The sequence below is a fragment of the Phascolarctobacterium faecium DSM 14760 genome, from assembly GCF_003269275.1.
Classification (GTDB): domain Bacteria; phylum Bacillota; class Negativicutes; order Acidaminococcales; family Acidaminococcaceae; genus Phascolarctobacterium; species Phascolarctobacterium faecium.
On record NZ_QLTS01000002.1, the window covers coordinates 49,778 to 68,717 of the forward strand.

Annotated in this window: 17 protein-coding genes and 1 tRNA gene; 1 reads left to right on the forward strand and 17 read right to left on the reverse strand. The window is 40.6% G+C overall.

The genetic code is table 11. The features are described from left to right. Positions 1 to 404: 404 nt before the first annotated feature. The 4 genes from C8D73_RS04085 to C8D73_RS04100 all read right to left on the reverse strand — a co-directional run bounded on the left by C8D73_RS04085 (position 405) and on the right by C8D73_RS04100 (position 4,591). Positions 405 to 481: transfer RNA gene (locus C8D73_RS04085), tRNA-Arg, on the reverse strand. A gap of 60 nt (positions 482 to 541) precedes the next feature. Continuing rightward, positions 542 to 847, reverse strand: a complete 306-nt coding sequence (locus tag C8D73_RS04090; RefSeq protein ID WP_021718054.1) for a hypothetical protein — start codon at positions 845 to 847, stop codon at positions 542 to 544. 84 nt (positions 848 to 931) lie between these two features. Next, positions 932 to 3,043: an RNA degradosome polyphosphate kinase gene (locus C8D73_RS04095; RefSeq protein WP_113077405.1), complete on the reverse strand. Its 2,112-nt coding sequence runs from the start codon at positions 3,041 to 3,043 to the stop codon at positions 932 to 934. Further along, entirely contained in the window at positions 3,044 to 4,591 is a 1,548-nt protein-coding gene (locus C8D73_RS04100; protein ID WP_021718056.1) for a Ppx/GppA phosphatase family protein, read from the reverse strand. Positions 4,592 to 4,787: 196 nt separating this feature from the next. Here C8D73_RS04100 and ppx point away from each other — a divergent pair, with 196 nt between their 5' ends. Further along, entirely contained in the window at positions 4,788 to 6,305 is a 1,518-nt protein-coding gene (gene ppx / locus C8D73_RS04105; protein WP_021718057.1) for an exopolyphosphatase, read from the forward strand. A gap of 56 nt (positions 6,306 to 6,361) precedes the next feature. Here the strand turns inward: ppx and C8D73_RS04110 are convergent, their stop codons facing one another. From C8D73_RS04110 to C8D73_RS04170, 13 genes are all read right to left on the reverse strand, one after another. Then, positions 6,362 to 7,489: a M20/M25/M40 family metallo-hydrolase gene (locus C8D73_RS04110; protein WP_021718058.1), complete on the reverse strand. Its 1,128-nt coding sequence runs from the start codon at positions 7,487 to 7,489 to the stop codon at positions 6,362 to 6,364. A 28-nt stretch (positions 7,490 to 7,517) separates the two neighbouring features. After that, the gene (locus C8D73_RS04115; RefSeq protein ID WP_173020267.1) at positions 7,518 to 8,039 is read right to left on the reverse strand and encodes a manganese efflux pump MntP; all 522 of its coding nucleotides are present in this window, start codon (positions 8,037 to 8,039) and stop codon (positions 7,518 to 7,520) included. Positions 8,040 to 8,102: 63 nt separating this feature from the next. After that, positions 8,103 to 8,519 carry a YkvA family protein gene (locus C8D73_RS04120; protein ID WP_113077406.1) on the reverse strand — a complete coding sequence of 139 codons (417 nt, stop codon included), beginning with the start codon at positions 8,517 to 8,519 and terminating at the stop codon, positions 8,103 to 8,105. Between the two features lie 11 nt (positions 8,520 to 8,530). Continuing rightward, the gene (locus C8D73_RS04125; RefSeq protein ID WP_021718061.1) at positions 8,531 to 9,004 is read right to left on the reverse strand and encodes a threonine/serine exporter family protein; all 474 of its coding nucleotides are present in this window, start codon (positions 9,002 to 9,004) and stop codon (positions 8,531 to 8,533) included. After that, a complete protein-coding gene (locus C8D73_RS04130; RefSeq protein ID WP_044491796.1) occupies positions 8,995 to 9,786 on the reverse strand; it encodes a threonine/serine exporter family protein in 792 nt (263 codons plus the stop codon). The genes C8D73_RS04125 and C8D73_RS04130 overlap by 10 nt, the downstream gene beginning before the upstream one ends. A gap of 2 nt (positions 9,787 to 9,788) precedes the next feature. Next, positions 9,789 to 10,484 (reverse strand): uracil-DNA glycosylase, encoded by a 696-nt coding sequence (locus C8D73_RS04135; RefSeq protein WP_113077407.1) that lies wholly within the window; start codon positions 10,482 to 10,484, stop codon positions 9,789 to 9,791. Between the two features lie 139 nt (positions 10,485 to 10,623). Next, positions 10,624 to 11,883, reverse strand: a complete 1,260-nt coding sequence (gene dcuC, locus C8D73_RS04140; protein WP_021718064.1) for a C4-dicarboxylate transporter DcuC — start codon at positions 11,881 to 11,883, stop codon at positions 10,624 to 10,626. A gap of 111 nt (positions 11,884 to 11,994) precedes the next feature. Beyond that, on the reverse strand, positions 11,995 to 14,019 hold the full coding sequence (locus tag C8D73_RS04145) for an LTA synthase family protein (protein WP_170123165.1): 2,025 nt from the start codon (positions 14,017 to 14,019) through the stop codon (positions 11,995 to 11,997). Between the two features lie 18 nt (positions 14,020 to 14,037). Continuing rightward, positions 14,038 to 14,976: a diacylglycerol/lipid kinase family protein gene (locus C8D73_RS04150; protein WP_113077408.1), complete on the reverse strand. Its 939-nt coding sequence runs from the start codon at positions 14,974 to 14,976 to the stop codon at positions 14,038 to 14,040. Positions 14,977 to 15,073: 97 nt separating this feature from the next. Then, the gene (locus C8D73_RS04155) at positions 15,074 to 15,487 is read right to left on the reverse strand and encodes a GtrA family protein (protein WP_113077409.1); all 414 of its coding nucleotides are present in this window, start codon (positions 15,485 to 15,487) and stop codon (positions 15,074 to 15,076) included. Between the two features lie 19 nt (positions 15,488 to 15,506). Next, positions 15,507 to 16,700: a glycosyltransferase gene (locus C8D73_RS04160; protein ID WP_113077410.1), complete on the reverse strand. Its 1,194-nt coding sequence runs from the start codon at positions 16,698 to 16,700 to the stop codon at positions 15,507 to 15,509. A 16-nt stretch (positions 16,701 to 16,716) separates the two neighbouring features. Further along, positions 16,717 to 17,742, reverse strand: a complete 1,026-nt coding sequence (locus C8D73_RS04165; RefSeq protein ID WP_170123166.1) for a glycosyltransferase family 2 protein — start codon at positions 17,740 to 17,742, stop codon at positions 16,717 to 16,719. Continuing rightward, positions 17,735 to 18,928, reverse strand: a complete 1,194-nt coding sequence (locus C8D73_RS04170) for an O-antigen ligase family protein (protein WP_021718070.1) — start codon at positions 18,926 to 18,928, stop codon at positions 17,735 to 17,737. Before C8D73_RS04170 ends, C8D73_RS04165 begins: the two co-directional genes overlap by 8 nt. Between the last annotated feature and the right edge of the window lie 12 nt (positions 18,929 to 18,940).

Here is an 18,940-nt window from a genome sequence, read left to right on the forward strand (position 1 = left end):
AAATCATTTTTACGTCTTACTGATCTGAGTTATTTTTTTACTTTGCTTAATTTACTAAAGTATTTTCCACACAAAAATAAACTGTGCGCTAATACAGCAGTAGCTTAAGCCTCAAGCAAACCTTGGCAGCTTTTTATATTGTAAATAAACCAATTGTTAAATATCCTCACAGCTAAAAACAAAAAAGTCCCGCCTTTATAAGGCAGGGCTTTTTTGTTTTGATTATTATTCAGTTATTTTTTCTCTACTGCTTTGAAAGTCAATTATTCCATATTAATCTGAACTAAAATAAAATTTCATGAGTTTCATATCCTTAGTACTAAAACGCATATCCACATTTTTCCAATAATAGTTTGGCCAACAAAAAAACGCGTCTGCCAAAATCGGCAAACGCGTGTGTTTACTGGTGTCCTGGAAGGGAATCGAACCCCCGACCTATCGCTTAGGAGGCGATCGCTCTATCCTACTGAGCTACCAAGACGTAAATGTTCTATTGTTTTCAGAACCCTTTTACTATAACACAAATAGAGAAAGCGTTCAATCACAAATTTTCTGTCATTCCCGGAGGCATACTCCATTCCACCAATACGTCCGTATTGAACCAAAGTCTTGTCAGGCAAATTTTAAAATTATCAAGGTTTTCCAACGGATCCAGTGTTTTAGTAACAAATTGCCGGACCGTATCGCCTTCCTGCACATCCAAAGTCAGCTTTTCATTTAAAAATTTTTCTACTTTGGCTTTTGCTTCAGCAACGCCTAAAACAATTTCTGCTTTTTTATTTTCGCTATCATATTCAACATAGCCATAATTGCCATGATAGTTCAAGGTTACAGCAAATTTGCTCATTCTTTTTCCTCCTCAAAACTTCTGCATACATTATAGCAACTCGCAGCAAATTCTACAATAAGCAGTATTACTTACGCGATTAAATTACTCTTTACTGTCTTTGCTGTACATGGGCCGCAGTCTTACTTCCATCGGAATTTTATCAGCAGCGGCCGCCAAAAGCGCTTCCTCATATAAGGAGCTCTGAGCGCTTACAGGCGTTGCTTTATTGGTGACACGTCTGTAGGTCCCGTTAGACTGCATCATATGCGCACCGACATTATCCCGCAGATACAAGTCAAGAATCTCTTTGATACGCTTAATATGCTCTTCGCTCTCGACCGGGAAAAACAGTTCCACACGATCATTGAGATTTCTGGGCATCCAATCGGCACTGGACAGATACAGCTGCTGTTCTCCGCCGTTAGCAAACCAGAAGATGCGGCTATGCTCCAGTTGCCTGCCTACAATACTGCGAACAGTGATGTTTTCGCTGATACCTTCCACTCCTGCCCGCAATCCGCAAATACCGCGTACAATCAATTCTACCTGTACGCCTCCGATCGAAGCTTCATATAATTTTTGAATGACCTGCTGATCGATCAAAGAATTCATTTTTACAATGATGTGTCCCTTGTTGCCAGCTTTGACCTGCGCTATTTCATTATCAATAAGCTCATAAATTTTATCGCGCAGCCCTAAAGGCGCCATTACCAGTTTATTCCATAATGGCGGCTGCGAATAACCTGACAGCAGATTAAAAAACGCCGAGGCGTCGCTGCCGAACTGATCGTTAGCGGTTAAAAGTCCCATATCTGTATACAGCTTGGCTGTATTGTCGTTATAATTGCCAGTGCCAAGATGAACATAACGTTTAATGCCATCGGCTTCCTTACGTACGATAAGAATGATCTTAGCATGAGTTTTCAGTCCTACAAGTCCGTAAATAACATGGCATCCGGCTTGTTCCAGACGTCTGGCCCAGATAATATTATTTTCTTCATCAAACCGTGCCTTAAGCTCTACTAATACCGTGACCTGCTTTCCATTCTCAGCAGCACGCGCCAGTGCGGCTACGATAGGTGAATTACCGCTGACACGGTATAAAGTCTGCTTAATCGCCAGAACCTTGGGGTCTGAGGCGGCATCACTAACCAGCTTTACAACAGGATCAAAGCTTTCATAGGGATGGTGCAGTAAAATATCTTTTTTCCTGATAGCGCTAAATAAATCGCTGTCATCCGGCAATTCTAAAGGACGCTGCGGCACAAAAGGCTCATAGAGCCACGGCCACATACCAGACAGACTGGCAAATTTAAAGAAACAGGTCGCATCAAGCGGTCCGTTAATTTCAAAAATTTCCTGTTCTGATAAATCAAGATTGTTACTGAGGAATTTTTTGATACGCAGATTAGCTGTTTTATTTAATTCCAAACGCACTGCTGCGCCGCGTTTTCGTTTACGCAGAGATTTCTCTACTTCCTTCAGCAAATTATCTATATCGTCTTCATCAACGTCAAGATCAGAGTCACGCGTAAGTCTAAACGGCACTACATCCAAAATTTGGCAGCCGTTAAAAAGATCATGGCAATTTTCAATGATAATATCTTCCAAAAATACAAAGGTCCGCTTGCCTTCACCCTCTACCTCGACGAGCCGCGGCAATACTGAAGGGACCTGTACCAAACCCATGCTTTGCTCTTCGTCCTGATTAATGATCTCTACCGCCAAATTCAGTGTCTTATTCGCCAAAAACGGAAACGGTCTGGAAGCATCAACAGCCATAGGCGTCAAAACCGGATAAACAACCTCACGGTAATATTCATCCAGCCAGCCGCGTCCTTTTTCACTGATCTTACTTACACGGCAGATCCTGATACCATTACTTTCCAGCTCTTTAAGAATCGACAGCATATATTTATACTGGAGCTTGACCTGTTCATGCGCAGAAGCGCTGATTTCATCCAATTGTTCCTTGACTGTAAGTCCGGAAGCATCGCGCTGATTGATTCCATCTTCCCACTTATCCCATAGTCCGGCCACACGCACCATAAAAAATTCATCCAGATTAGACGCGGTAATCGCAACAAACTTCAAGCGTTCCAGCAGCGGCGTCGTTTTGACTGCAGCTTCCTTCAGTACGCGCAGATTAAATTTCAGCCAACTCAATTCACGGTTAAAAAAATATTCAGGTTTGTTCAAATCTATGCTTTTCATCTATTCACTCACCCGTTCTAAAATTGCTTTCAAGCCGTAAACTTCTTCAAAAAATGTCGCTTTACCAGCGAAAGTCCATTCTTCCAAAGTCAAATCGACCTTGCTTTTAGCTTCAATTAACATCGTCCCATCTTTAATGCTGACTTTGCAAAATTTGATTTTCTGCTGATAACTGCGGTCCATCGCATCAGCTAGACGCACTAAGGCAGCTATTTTCGCTACTAACGGCGTCAGTTCTTTTTCCATTTCCGGGCTGCCGGCCTTGTTTTCAAAGAGCTGATTGGCATGGTAATAGCTTGCCAGCGCCACGATTTTTTTATCATTATCACTGAACCCTAAAATGTCCGTTGACATAATAAGCTTATAGGTATAAAGCGAATGACTGCGCATCGAAATATATTTACCGATATCATGCAGCAGCGCCGTAGCCTGCACTAAAGTGCGGCAGTGCTCATCCATACCATGGCTTTTACTTAATTTATCAAACATTGCCAGCGCCAGCCGTTCTACCTGTTTGGCGTGCTTAACGTCATAATTATAATGTTCGCCGATATTATGGATCAGGCTTAATTGCTCTTTTTCAAGCTCGGCAGCATACTCTTTATCTGTCTTCGGTCCTATATGCAGCAGCTGAATACCATCGATAAAACGATCGGCGGTAATAATTATCTCTTTTGTCGGCACTAAAGCCAGCAGCTGTTCATATAAAAGAATCGTCGGCAGTACTAATTCTGCCACACTTTCCTTTATCTTGAATACCTTTATGATCTGCGGCAGATTTAGTTTGTGGACCTTATTAAAAAGTTCCATAAACTCCTCGGCTTTAATCCTTGTTACCTTAGCCTGAGTATCCAGTCCCAACATCTGTAAAAGCAGTTCGGTTTCCGTACCGGAAAGGATCAAATAGCGGATATTGGCATCCTTCAGAGCTTCACGCACAGGCCCCATCGTACTAGCCAGAAACTCTGTCAGCGCCAGATTGAACTGCATACCATTACGCTGATTACGGTTAAAACTTTCTTTAATCCTGATGATGCCTACATGAAAATTCTGCTGATATTTAATTTTTTCATCATCAACAAAAGTGATGCCCAACCCACCCGAAGAAATATCCATCAGCAGCATACCATAATCTTTGCCGTTAATGCCTTCACTGCGCAAAGTCTGCCTAATCGCCGTATACTTCGTATAAATTTCCTGTGGCATATCAACAACTTTTACTTTCAAACCAGTTTTGATATAAATCTGATCCAGCAAAAACACCTGGTTCAACGCTTCACGCACAGCGGTCGTTGCCTGCACACTGCATTCTTCCACACCATATTCGGACATCAGGCGTTTGTAGCCCTGCAGCAGTTCACAGATTTCGCTGACCATACTGAAAGGGATAATTTTATTTTTAAAAGTTTCTTCGCCCAATTTGACTCTGTGGTTACATTGTTCGATTACTTTTACCTTATTCATATTGCGGTATTCAACTATTTGCATGCTGATCATCTCTGATCCGAGATGTATCGCGGCAAAGGTTGTATAGCTTTTCTTTTTCACAAACAAACCTCCTCTATTTTATATTAAATTCGACATCAGACCTCTAAATCCTTGCACAAACGTTACTTTTTACAATTTTTTACGTAAAATTTTACAAAATCACTTAAATTACGCAGGATTTTTTTAATCTGTGAGTAATATATAAAATATATCTTTTTAATCGAGGAACGTTTTCTATTTACTGGGAGTGAAAAATATGCAGCGTATCGCAATCATCGATATCGGTTCTAACTCAGCCCGTCTTGTAATCAGCCATATTTATAAAAATGGCGCTTACAACATGGTTTATAATCAAAAAGAAGCATTGCGGCTCAGTCAGAAGCTTGATAAAACCGGTCGTTTAACAGAAGAAGCTTTCGCTTCAACCCTGGAAACGATGAAAAGCTTCGCTTATATGTGCCGGCTTTATAATGCCGACAAAACCATTGCCGTGGCTACAGCCGCTATCCGCTCAGCTCCAAACGGCCCTGAACTGACGCGTCTTGTAGAAGCAGAAACAGGTATTACCCTGCATATCATTACAGGTAATACCGAGGCCTACATCAGTTATCTGGGCGTTATCAATACGCTGCCGGTTAAAGATGGTATTATCTTTGACCTGGGCGGCGGCAGTACCGAATTGATCCTCTTTAAAAACAGGCAGATCGTTGAGTCTGTTTCTCTGCCCTTCGGCGCAGTAAACACTACCGATATGTTCAATACACGCGGTACTATGTCACCTAATGTTTACAGCGATATGAGCTTTTTCCTGCTCAGCCGTCTTTCACAGCATCCCTGGCTCAAACAAAACAGACTGCCGCTTATAGGCGTCGGCGGTACGGCGCGTACCCTTGGCAAAATGCAGCAGAAGCGCAGTAAATACCCGTCTTCAAAAATCCATAACTACAAATTTTCAGCACAGGCTTTCCATGATATTTTCAGCCAGCTGCGCAGCACAACTTTAGAACAGCGCCGTAAAATAGCCGGCCTCAGCAGCGAACGTGCCGATATTATTTTAGCCGGTGCCGGTATCATTAATTGTTTACTGGAAACAACCGGTTGTAAACAAATGATCATTTCCGGCTGCGGTTTACGTGAAGGATTATTTTTCGATTACTATTCCAAATCCGAAAATATGCCCCTGATCGCGCCCGATATCCTGGATCGCAGTACGCAGAATATTTTAACTCTCTATACCCCTGACACTACGCACAGCAAACATATCACCGAGCTTGCACTGACTATGTTTGACGCCTGGAAAGATTTACATAAGCTGGACAAGGATTATCGAAAGCTGCTGAAAACAGCGGCTCTGCTGCATGATATCGGTATCACCATCAACTTCTACAGCCACGCCCGGCACAGTGCGTATATGATCCAAAACGCTCAGATTTTTGGGCTTTCACATCGTGAACAGCTGATAACTTCCGCTATCGCCGGCTGGCATAACGGCATCTCCAAAAATTATTTTCGGGATCGAAACTACAAAGAATTGTTAAACGAAAATCACTGGCAGGCTATCAATAAATTATCTTTATTGCTGGCGCTTGCGGAAAGCCTTGATTATTCACAAACCAATCAGATACGCGGCATTCAGCCACGTATCGAAAAAAAACATGCTGTACTGACATTACATGCCGAAGGTATACCCAGCATCGAGATGCATCAGATCAAACAGCATATCCGTTGGTTTGCCAAAGTTTTCGGTGTCGAGCTCAGCGTGCAGCTGGGATAAAAAAATACCTGTTATTTAAACATAATCAACGTTTAGATAACAGGTATTTTTATTTTTTATTTTGCCGCAGCCTGCAGAATTCCGTAAACCATCAGCACACTGTTATAAAGATCTTCTTCCAGTATAAATTCATCGACCGTATGCACTTCACTCATACCAGTGCCTAAAATGACACAGGGCACACCATAAGCATTAATAAAGTTTGCATCACTGCCGCCGCCAGTCACCGTAACATCCGGTGTAAAACCGTTTGCCTTGCAGGACTCCAGTGCCAGCGTCACAACGTCAGAATCATGACTAAGGTCAAAAGGCTGATACTTATGAATGATCTCCACATCCACCTTACCGCCATTAGCAACAACACCTGCATTGACAGTATTAACCAGATAATCACGCTGAGCAGCCAGTTTATCCAGATTACGGCTGCGAACGTCGCTTTGGATCTCTACTAGATCAGGAACAATATTAGTAGCTAACCCGCCATGGATAACGCCGATATTACAAGTCGTTTCTTCATCAATCCTGGCATATTTTTCAACACCGGCTAAAGCTTTAGCTGCAACCAGAATCGCATTGATGCCTTTTTCAGGAGCAAGTCCGCCGTGGGCAGTTTTACCGTGCACTTTAAAATGTACCCTGTCCTGTCCAGGAGCAGCCGTAACGATTTCTCCCGGATGGCCCTCACTATCCAGAGCATAGCCAACATCGGCATGCAGCAGGCTCTTGTCCATACAGCGCGATCCGTTAACACCGCCTTCTTCAGCAATCGTGAACAAAACCTGGATATCACCGTGTTCAGCCTTTGTTTCCTGCAGCATCCGCACTGCTTCCAGAATAGCCACTACACCGGATTTATCATCACTGCCTAAAATAGTAGTCCCATCTGACAGGATCTTACCATCTTTTTTAACGACCTTGATGCCTTCGCATGGTTCCACGCAATCCATATGCGCGGTCAGCAGCACACGTTTCGCTCCGACTTTGTTCCCCGGCAACCATCCCCATAAATTGCCGCATTCGCCGCCTAATTCTTTACCTGCATCATCTTCCTGTGTCACAAAACCCAGATCTTTCAGCTTCTGCTGCAGAAGTTCAAAAACCTGCCTTTCTTTCAGAGTATGACAGGGAACAGAAACCAATTCCACAAATTCATCAAAAATTCTTTCTTTGTTTGCTTCTGCCATTGTCAACACTACCTTTCAAAATTATAAATTACAGCCAGCCGGTATGTTCCAAAAGAATCTTCGTCCCAATAATGATAAGGACACAGCCGCCCACTAACGTAGCTCTGCTGCCGATCCTCTCTCCTAACCTGAAGCCAGCCAAACCACCTACCATAGAAAAGATAAAAGTTACCAGACCGATCAGCCCGGCCGCAGTCCAGATATCCACATCTAAAAAAGCAAAACTCACACCAACCGCTAAAGCATCGATGCTGGTAGCTACAGCCAATGTCAGCATTTCCCTGATATTATAATGCTGCTTTAAATTACAGCTGTCAGCAGCATCGGCCTCACGCAGCATGTTGATTCCCAAATAGATCAAAAGAATGAAAGCTATCCAATGATCATAGGTTTCAATATAAGATCTGAACCTTATTGCGCAGAAAAAACCAACAACAGGCATCAGTGCCTGAAAAAATCCAAACCAGATGCCAAAACGCAAGGCTCCACTAAAACGCGAAGCCGGAGCTAAAGCCAAGCTACCGCAGATAGAAACTGCAAAAGCATCCATCGCCAGACCTACGGCTAAAAGCAATAACTCTAGTAAACCCAAATCTAACCCTCCACAACAAGTTTAGTCTAATTCACTGGCAGCATCAGTCCCAAAAATATCTTCAATAAAATGCTTAGATTTTTCTTTAACTTCTGCATCCACATATCCCTGAACCTGCAATAAAGCATAAGTAATAGCCACAAAATCATCACTATAACCTAAAACAGGCGTCAAATCGGGAATAAAATCCAAGGGCGCAATCAAATAGCCGATAGCTCCCGTAATAAGTGCTTTCTGTTTCAACGGCACATCAGGTTTCTGTAAAACATACCACAGCTGCAGCACTTTATAAACTGCCCCTACACCAATTATTTTGGCATATTTCCGCAGTTTTTCCTTAAAGCTGTGCTCGCTGTAATCCTGTTTATATTTCTGCAGTTCCTGTGTATTGATTTTAGAACTGTCAAAGCTTTTCTCATCCTGCTTTTTATCTGTCATCTTCTATCGCCTCAGCAAACGTCCTTACCATGATACTTGATTAAAAATCTTCTGTCTTTCCTGATCTTCAGAACACGAAATAAACTGGAAACCAGCATCACACCAACGGCTATAGCGCACGAATCGGTTATTGCCGTCAGCAGAATCGACATACCGCCATTATAATCATTATTGATTACGGCAAACATCCCTTTATAGATACCTAACCCAGGAACCAACGGAATAATACCGGGAATGACAAAAACAGTTGCCGGCTGTTTAAAAATCCGTGCTGAAAGCTCACTCAAGAGCGCCAAAGCAAGCGTCCCGAAAAAGTTGGCATAAAACGAACTGTAACCCATCTGATCACGCAGACTTATAAAAACCACCCAGCCAACAGCTCCAATCAAACCATCTGTCAGCAAGATTTTTTTAGGTGACTGAAATAATACCGCAAAAGCCATTGTTGCAATAAATGCAAAAATAAAGGAAGTGATTATTTCCATAAATCCCACCCCCACAATACCCAGGCACGCAGCGCGAAAGCGATACCAATAGCAATAGATGCAGCAAAGAGCAGAGCCTCTGCTATCCTCGCATTGCCGGAAAGCAAATCTCCTGCCATATAATCACGCAGACCATTAGTAAAAGCCACACCAGGTACAAAAGGCATCAAAGCACCAACAATGATTTTTTCCATTGTGCATTGCACGCTTACAGCACAGCAAATGAGCGCTACGACACCAATTGCCACACCAGCCAGCGCATTCTCCCAAAACGCACTTGGGCGATAGCCTGCAATCTGTTTCAAAACCAGCATGGCAATACCGCCAGTTATAAAAGCAGCAATAAAATCATGGCTGTTGCCGCCCAGCATCGCCGAAAAAGAAGCTGATGCTATAGCAGAAGCCAGACAAACCTTCCATTTGCCATAAGGCACCTGTGCTTTCAGTTTTTCTTCCAGCCAGGCCATCGTTCCACGATAGCTCATTGGCCAGCGCTCAAATTTATAAGACATATCATTCATTTCACTGATCATGCCTAAATTGGTGGTACGATAACGAATTCGGCTGACACAGTTAAAACTGTCAACCTGTTCGTTACCCAAAATTATTACCGTCGGGGTTACAAAAATATCAACTTCATAGCCATTAGCAATACAAAAGCGGTTAATAGTATCCTCTACACGATACGTTTCCGCACCGCTTTTGAGTAAAATTTTACCTACCATCAATGCTACTTTTAAGGTTTCGTCACGCGTCATTTTATTTTCATGCGCTTGTTCCATAATCATTCCCCGTTAGTAAACAGCTGTGCAACTGCAGCCTTAAAACGATTGGCGCCTCCCATGGATGGATGCGGAACGCAAGCTACGCATTCAACTCCATAACGCTGCAGTGTCCCTGCTGATTTTTGACCAATAGCAACTATTTTTAAAGTTGGCACTAAAGCCAACAGCATTTTTGCATATTCTATACCCGCATCCAGCTCCTCATTCGTAGGAGTTCGATTAGTAAGCAGATCATCTTTTTTATGCGGATGAAAGGGAAAAATATTCCATAAAATGGTATCAAAAGCTGACAATTCATGTCTTGCCAAAGTATTCCACATTACTGTAGCCGTAGGCTCATTAAAACCGCTTTGTTTTTGTGTACTTTTAAGCAGTTCACTTTCAGGGTTACTGGTTCTGCGGTAATCCCATTCACCTAAAACTGCCTCAGGCTTTATATCAGGATGCAGGCCCAGTAAAATCCGTTCGGAAGTCATCGCCATTCCCGAGAAATGTCCGCCCTGATAACCAAGACCTTCCGCAATAAATAAATAATGCGCCTTTTGACGCAGCTGTAAATATCTGGTCAAATTAGCCGCACGGATAACAGGAGCATCACTGCTTATATCACATTTGGGGTCGTAATCACGCCAAGGATTGAAAACCAAAGGGCTTTGATATTCTTTTAATGCCTGTATGAAATTCTCAATTTTCACATTATCCCTCCGACGTTTATTATATCACAAAAAAATGTTAAGCATAGTGCTGCAGAACGCAGATTTTTTGCAAAATACAGTATTGTAAATAAATAAATAGAAAAACGCCCGCAACAAAAGCGGGCGTTCCTTGCTAAAATCAGAACAGCAGAATGACCATGCCTGCCAGCAAGGCCAGAGTAATACCCAAAGCATTACGTTTGCAAACTTCCATCGGATCGACACCGGCAATACCGGCGCAGATAATGGTCGCACCTGCAATCGGAGACATTGTCCGTCCCAAGGTTCCACCCAAGGCAGCCATGGAACCCATATCAATAGCCTGCAATCCAAACTGTGCCGCATGCGGAGTAACAGCTTCGTTAAAAGCTACAGTTGCAGCATCGCCGGAACCGGAGATCATTGCCAGAATAAACGGGCCAAAGGTTGCAGCGATCTTAACGATGCCGGTAGATTCAAGCATCCAGTTGATCAGGGCTTTGACCAGCCCCAGAGACTGCATTCCGGAAACGAAAACGCCAACAGAAATGATGATACCAATAATATTGGCATAAGCATCCCCCATGCCATCAAAGAAAGATTTCGTCAGCTTAGTAGGGTTACTGCGAGTCACAGCCAAGCTCAGCAAAGCGCCGATCAACATAGCCTGAGGCACACCCATTTTCAGAATCGGTGCCATACCTGTAGAACCAACCAGTAAAATAATTACCGGCAGCAGCGGCATCAGAGCATACAGCGGATTAATCTTTAAATCCTCAGCCACCGCATCGTTACCGCCTTCCGGCAGATAACCTTTATTTTCTTTCAGGAAAATAGCAAGGATAGTCAATGTGGTTGCAGCGATAATAACACCAACGATATCAGCCATCATATGGTGAGTAATAACTTCGGTGATTTCAACATTAGACAATTTGGCAATAACGCCGTTATGTACCAGGCCGGGATTCAGCATACTCCCATAAGTACCTGATTTTACGGCAGCTGCTGCCATCGCCGGGTGGATACCGGCAGACATCAGAATAGGAATAAAAATAACACCGACAGCAGCACTGCAGCCTGCCGCGCTTGGAATTGCTATATTAATGATAAAAGTCGCAATAGTAGCACCAGGTATGAGCATAAAGCCCATTTTTTTCAGCACTTTACCAATAGCGACAACCAAATGTTTATCACAGCCGGTATATTTCATAACCATAGCAAAACCCATGCAGGAACATACGGAAGTAATAAGTCCGGCATTTGTCATACTTTTAGCAAATGCATCCAATGCTGCCATAGGTTTACCAGCAATAACAGCCATTAAAATACCTGCAGCAATCAGCACCATTCTTGATTCATGTCTTTTCAACAGCAGATAAATGACGCCGATAACAATAATTGCACCAATAATTACCATCATAAATAACCCCTCCCAAAAAATTAATACAAGGTATTATAGCATTGCTGCAATGTAAAATTCCAGTATTTACGTATATGTATACAAAATACATTCACTATGTGCTGAATATTTTTATTGATTTTTAAGCTGACGTTCGGAATATTCATGAATTATATAATTTGTCAGCGCATCTTCATATTCTGTAGCCGGCGAAGGATTATCCATCTGATCTTCAAAAGACAGGTCAGCAGAATAATAGAATGCCTTTCCGCCAAAATATCCTAAAGCAAACGGCGTTTCGACACTTTCCAGCAAATTACGTCCCATAAAATCTTCCGGAGCCTTAAGACCAGCCAGATATAGTAAGGTCGGAGCCAAATCGATCTGAGAAGCATAATCTTTCGTCATTAAATTATTCAACGGCTGTAAATTTTTAGATACGAAAAGCAACGGGATAGGGGCAATACTTTTCCTGTCATTCTCATTAGTTACGATTTTTGTATATTCTCCACCTGAATGAGGATTATGATCAGCTGTAATTATAAAGAGAGTCCTGTCATCCATCAAACCTTTAGCTTCAGCTTCCTCAAAAAAGTTTTTCAGTGTCTGATCGACCCAATACATGCCTCGAATCGTCACCAGCTCGTGATCGCGTACTGCCGGTGGCATATTCTCCCAGCTGATACCATAGTAAGGATATGGCTGATGCATATCCAGCGTTTTGGTTACCAGCAGCATTTTATCTTTACGCCCGGCTTCTAAAAGCCGCAGCGTTTCCTTATACAACACATCATTATGATAACCCCAGCCGCTGGCACCGCTGTATCCCAGATCCTGCAGGTATTCTTTGGCATAATACTCCTGCATGCCAAACTGCTGCGGATATTCGCGCACTTCATTACTATAATACTGACTGGACGCATTCATAAAAATACCGCGCCAGCCTGCTTCCTGTACAGATCTGAACAGGGACCCCTGCTTTGCACCGTTTATCTCTTCATCAAAAATCAGATGTGAACGAAAAGTCGCATTCAAGCCTTGCGTTGTCGGGATCGCTGAAGAATAGTAATTATCCAGGCGAGGATATTTTGCCAGCAAGCTGTCTAAAAACGGTGTCGTTTCCTGCGGAATATTTTTATTATAAAAACCTATATAATCACGATGTACTGATTCCAAAACCAGCAATACAATTTTATCATATTGTGCTTCCAACGGCTGCAGCACCTGCTGCGTCCTTAAAATCCCCAGTTCTTTCAGCACGCGTTCGTCTTTTGCTGTCAGAGGGCGCTGCTCAATATGTTTACGTCTGGCGATCTTATCCGTATCAAACAACATTTTGCTGGCAAAATTAATATTGACAGGCGTCGTCAATAAATTACGATAATCACTGCGGATCATTTCACTGGTTTCGTCGCCCCAAACACAAACATATTCCGTCAAAATATATTTATTGACCTGCACCATTGACCAATATGAAAGATTCAAGCCCAGAAAAAATACGGATACGCACAACAGCGACCAGGCAAAATTCGGTTTACGTTTTTGAGGCTTCGTCACCCGGAATAACAATAAAACAGCAGCAACAGCAAAACCTATCCCTGCAAGCTGTATCGCCGTCATACCTGATAAAACACCCTGAACAGCATAAATATTTAAATTTTTGAACAAAACACTTTCGACATGCATCGAAGTCTGCCAAAAATAAAACGCATCAAAAATCATTGTCAGCGCAGTTATAAAATACACAGCAAAATAAACTGACTTCATTAGCATAGAAGGCCATTTATGGTAACACATTGCCGCCAAAAGTACTAAAACAATATTATTGTTTAAACCTGTAAGGACAGCTAATACCGTTAAAAACCCTTTATCAAGGCTCAGCTGATTGACCATAAAGCCAGCAATCAGCAAATACAGCACACCGATAACAACCACCGGGAAATAACGTTTCGTACGATCAGCAAGACGATTTCTCCTGAAATACAATAAGCCCGCTACACCAGCTAAAAGCAGGTCCCGCAGGCAATTATTAACGACCGTCATCCACCATTCGTCTTCAGGAAACGGTACTATTTCAATATAAAATTGACGCGCAAAAAATGCTTCAGCCGCAAAAAGCAGCAAAAGAATTACCAAGATAATACTGCGCCTATACATATTTTCACATCCGCTTACTTATGCTAAAAAGTTGATTGGAACAGGATGCAGCTCTATCTGCAGCGGTGCTGAAGTAATAGCATCCCCATCAAGCTCAGCAGCGAAATCTTCCACATTACAACGAATCTCTATTTTCTGCGCATGCCTGATGATGATACTTTTATCAAGCTGCAGCGCTTCCATCGCAATGACTGCTGCATAGCGCATAAAGTCAGCCCTGGTATCACCGGTAAAAATAGCTACATGCAGCTGCGGCACACATAATGAAGCCCCATTGAACAAGCTATAACGGCCTGCATAATAACGGCTTTTACCAACGATTACAGACGAAGCCTCATACCATTCTTCCTCATCATCTAACCGCACCTGAAACTTATAGCGCCAGTTACTATAGACAAATTCTTTCCGCATCATCTCTGTTCCCTGCCAAACATAAGCCAGCTTTGACAGCAATTTCTTCTCCAGTTCAGATACGTTATCGACTACCAGCGAATCGAACCCGATCCCTGCTACCGTTAAAAAAATATGACCGTTGGCTTTACCCAGCTGCACAGGCGAAACAATTCCTTTGCTAACGCGTTTGACCCATTTTGCTGGATCATTGCTCATTAAAAGTTCTTTTGCTACCAAATTAACTGTCCCTGCAGGAAAAACACTGACATACGGCATATGTTCATGTTTGGCAAAAACATCGATTATTGCACGCAAAGTGCCATCACCGCCTGCAACAATTATCCAGTCATATTTTTCCTGACAAATACGAGCTGCCAGACCTTCAACCTGCTCGAAAGACTTAATTTCAACAATTTCCAAGCTTTTCGGATCAATGACCTGTTTCAATCTTTTTTTTACTTCATTTACTCTTGCCAGCATACTTGCAAACAACTGCTTGCCAGAGTTCCGATTATAAACGATCATTACTTTTTGAAAAGCTGCAATGTCGACACGATTCGGCATATCCTAATCTCCTATTTCATCAATCCAGCAAATACAACTGGCCTTACTTCATCGTTATAGCACAATCTACCCAATATTACCTGGCAGATACGCGCTGTCAAAAAATCCACTTTTTACGGGCTAGATAATTCCAAATGACTACAATGCAGCTGGCCAATACTTTGGCAAACATCGGCTGCAATAACATCATTCCTACAAAAATATACATTAAAATCAAATTAAAAGCAAGCCCCATAATACTAACGGCAAAAACTAAAGACAGTTCTTTACCCTTTTCATATCTGGCACCGCTGGTAAAAACCAAAATATTACCCAGGAAATAATGATACAGCGTTGCCAGACAGAACGCTGCAGCCGTCGCCAGCATATACTCCATACCTATCCCCTGGTTAAAGCCGTAAAAAAACGCCCACTCTACCAGCGCCGCCGTCCCGCCAACAAACAAATATAAAATTATCTTGATCCATTCTTTGTCAGTATAATCGACGCCGAACAACGTTTTTTTAGACATGTAAAGCGCTCCATAAAATTTATTTACCGCTACCAATTCTGATTACATTATTTATCAAAGCTTCCCATTCATCCCATATTTTCCCAGGGGCAAAAGCTTTCATACTTTCCCTTGCATTTCCGCCTAATTTTCTTCTTAAATCAGCGTCAGACATTAAAAGTTTTAGTTTATCTGCAAAATCGTCTATGCCATCATCACATAAAAATCCATTAAAATTGTCAATTATCAATTCATTTACAGACGCACATGACTTATATCCTATAGCTGGTAATCCCACACTCATCGCATCCATCAGTGCTAATGGCATACCCTCAAATTTACTTGGAAAAGCAAAAATATCTCCATCCATCAATTTATTAATAATATCTTTAGTTTCACCCATCAAAAATACTTTCTCTTCTAATTTATTTTCTCCAATATAGTCAATTATTTCATTTTTATATTGATTTTGTTTTTCCGTATATGTGCCACCCCAAATTTCCAGTTGCCATTGAGGAAAATATTCCTTTATTTTATTAAAAGCGTTAATCAAAATTAATTGACGTTTATGATCACCATCAATACGCCCAATATTTATAATTTTATTACAATTTTTAGTTTTTATAATTTTATCCGGCATATCCACTGTATTGGGAATATAAACAACTTCTATATTGCCGCAAAATTCTTTCACTATTTCTATATCTTTTCTACTTAAAACCTGTATACAATCAACTGACCTATATGCTTTTAACAAGCTGGGACTGATACGGTTTTTAGAAAAAAAGTGCACTGCTTCCATGTGCAGCATCGCTATTGTAGGTAAAGTATTTTTCAATAAACACTTTAAGACCAGCAAAGATTTAGGATCAAAAGTTATAATAACATCAGGATTTATATTCTCAATTAACTTCGAAAAATCTTTTTTTATACGTCTCCCAAATCTTGTTTTAATATACATTTTATCTTTGTCAAGAGTCCCTAATATTCTAAAAAACTCTCTTTGTATGCGCAGGTAAAATGACCCTTTTTCAAAACATCCTTTGCCATTTAGGTTCACAAAGTTTACTTTATCCGATAAATAAAAAAAAGGGTTACCACTTTTAGGGTCACTGCAAACTACGGTTACCTCGTGCCCACGATCAACAAGCTCGTTTGCCATACGGCAAAGCACCTTTTCTGCACCACCTGAAGAATTAACAACATTCCAAAAATCAGTTAACATGATATTCATATATCTATTACCTCTATTATTTAACCTTGATTTTATCCCTAATTTTTTTCTCTATATTTTTAAAAAGTTTTTCCCAAATCACTAACAAGCTATAACCGCATTTAAAATTATCCAACAAAAATAGTTTCAAACATTTTGAACGTCCCAAGCTGTTTTTATACATATCAAGATTCTTGATCTCTAGTTTTATCTTGTTGAGTAAAGTTATTTTTTCTTCAGATTCTTCTACATTTTCAACATTACAGCGTAAATCGTATAAACTACGCAAATATCTGATATCAAAATTAGATTTTAGCTTGCAATTATTTATTTCAACTAATTTTTTTTCGAATAGTTTTAATTGTTCTAATGCCAAAGTATTTTTCATCAAAACAGTATCCCTGTTTTCTGTGATACTTCCTTTTCGTAGAATCCTATAATTATATAACGGCTTATTAATATATACAATTTTGCTGGCATTGTACAACCACTGAAATACTGTAAAAAAGTCTTCATTATACCTTATTTCTGGAAACTTGATGCTTTTGACAACATTTTTTTTTAATAATTTATTCCAAACTGGCCAATCCATAGATTGCACATAAAATTCTGCCATATCCAAATTACTCAAAATCTTTTTTTGTTCTGCAAATTCATATCCTGAAACTCCAGATATTAGCCCTCTATTTATAGTTATCCATCTACAACATACAATATCAGCTTCATCTTCTTTCATTGATTTATACATTTCCAAAAACATTTCCAAATCACAGTAATCATCTGGATCTACAAAGCCAATAAGTTCTCCTTCAGCTACTTCTAAGCCTTTATTTCTAGCCGCACCGACACCTTGATTTATTTGGTGAAAACATTTTATTCTAGTATCCTTCAGAACATAATCATCACAAATTTCTCCACTGTTATCTGTAGACCCATCATCAATTAAAATAATTTCTAAATTTTTATATGTTTGCTTAACCAGAGACTCAAGACATTCTTCAATGTAATCTTCAACATTATATACAGGCACAATTATACTAATCAAAGGTTTCTTTTCATCCACGGATAAACTTCTCCTTTTGTAAATAAACATCTGCGATAGTTCCTCCCAAAAGGCACCAAAACAGTTGATAGTACTGCTTAACAATAAACTGATAATCTACCATATTATTTATAAATAACGCAGCCACTGCATATAACATGGCTCTTGCCATTAGATTTCCCCTATTTTTCGCAGACCAATAAACAATATATACAAATAAAGCCATTAGCGGAACGGTTCCAATCAAGCCCATTTCTGTTAGATAATGCAAAATAATATTATGAGGAGAATCTAAATGCGGCTCACGCGCTTTAACATTTATATAATTTCCATTAATATAAATATCGTTGAATTGCCTTAATCCCACCCCATGAACAGGAAAATCTTTAATCATATTTAAAGAAGATCCCCATAATAATATTCGCTCATCATCGCCACTTATTTTACTGGTATTTGACAATCTTTGCAAAATACCAGGTTTAGTTTTTGGCTCATCGTCCATAATAAATAATAAGCTACCCAAAGCCACTATGCTCAACAGCAAAGCAATCATTTGCCGCCAAGTAAAACTCCATCTTATTCTTAATTCATTAAAACAATAAACTAATGAAACAAAGGCCAACGCCAAAAATGAGCCTCTGGACTGACTTATCACAATACCACTCCAAAATATCAGCCAGTTTACAATATTAATCAACAAATTAGGAATGTTGAGTAAAACAAACGGTGCTGCTAAAGCTATGATAGCGGAAAAACTATTAGGGCCTGTAGACATGCTCCCAGAGCGGTTCAAACCCAAAACGATGTCCTGATAACCAGCGTAAGCACATAAAATGATCCCCCCTAATGCTAACCCACTTACAAATAAATAACGACCGATATTCTCCCGTATCCATAACCCGTATATTGCAATTCCAGGTAATATCCAATAGCAATACCTTCTTGCCCACTTCATGCTGACAGCAAAATCAGTACTATAATAATTACTAGCCAGTAACCCTACACAAAAACAAATTATCAAAAACAAAAATTTACGCTCAAAATTTTGCCACCGTTCTTTATCTTTCTTAAAATTTAATACACAAATAAAAAACGCAAGGTATAAAATACCATTTGTAAAATTCATTTCATGCAGCATTATTCCAATCGGCAAAAGGAACAAACACAACAAACGTAATATCTGTAATACTTTTCTATAAATCAACATGCCTAAGACTGC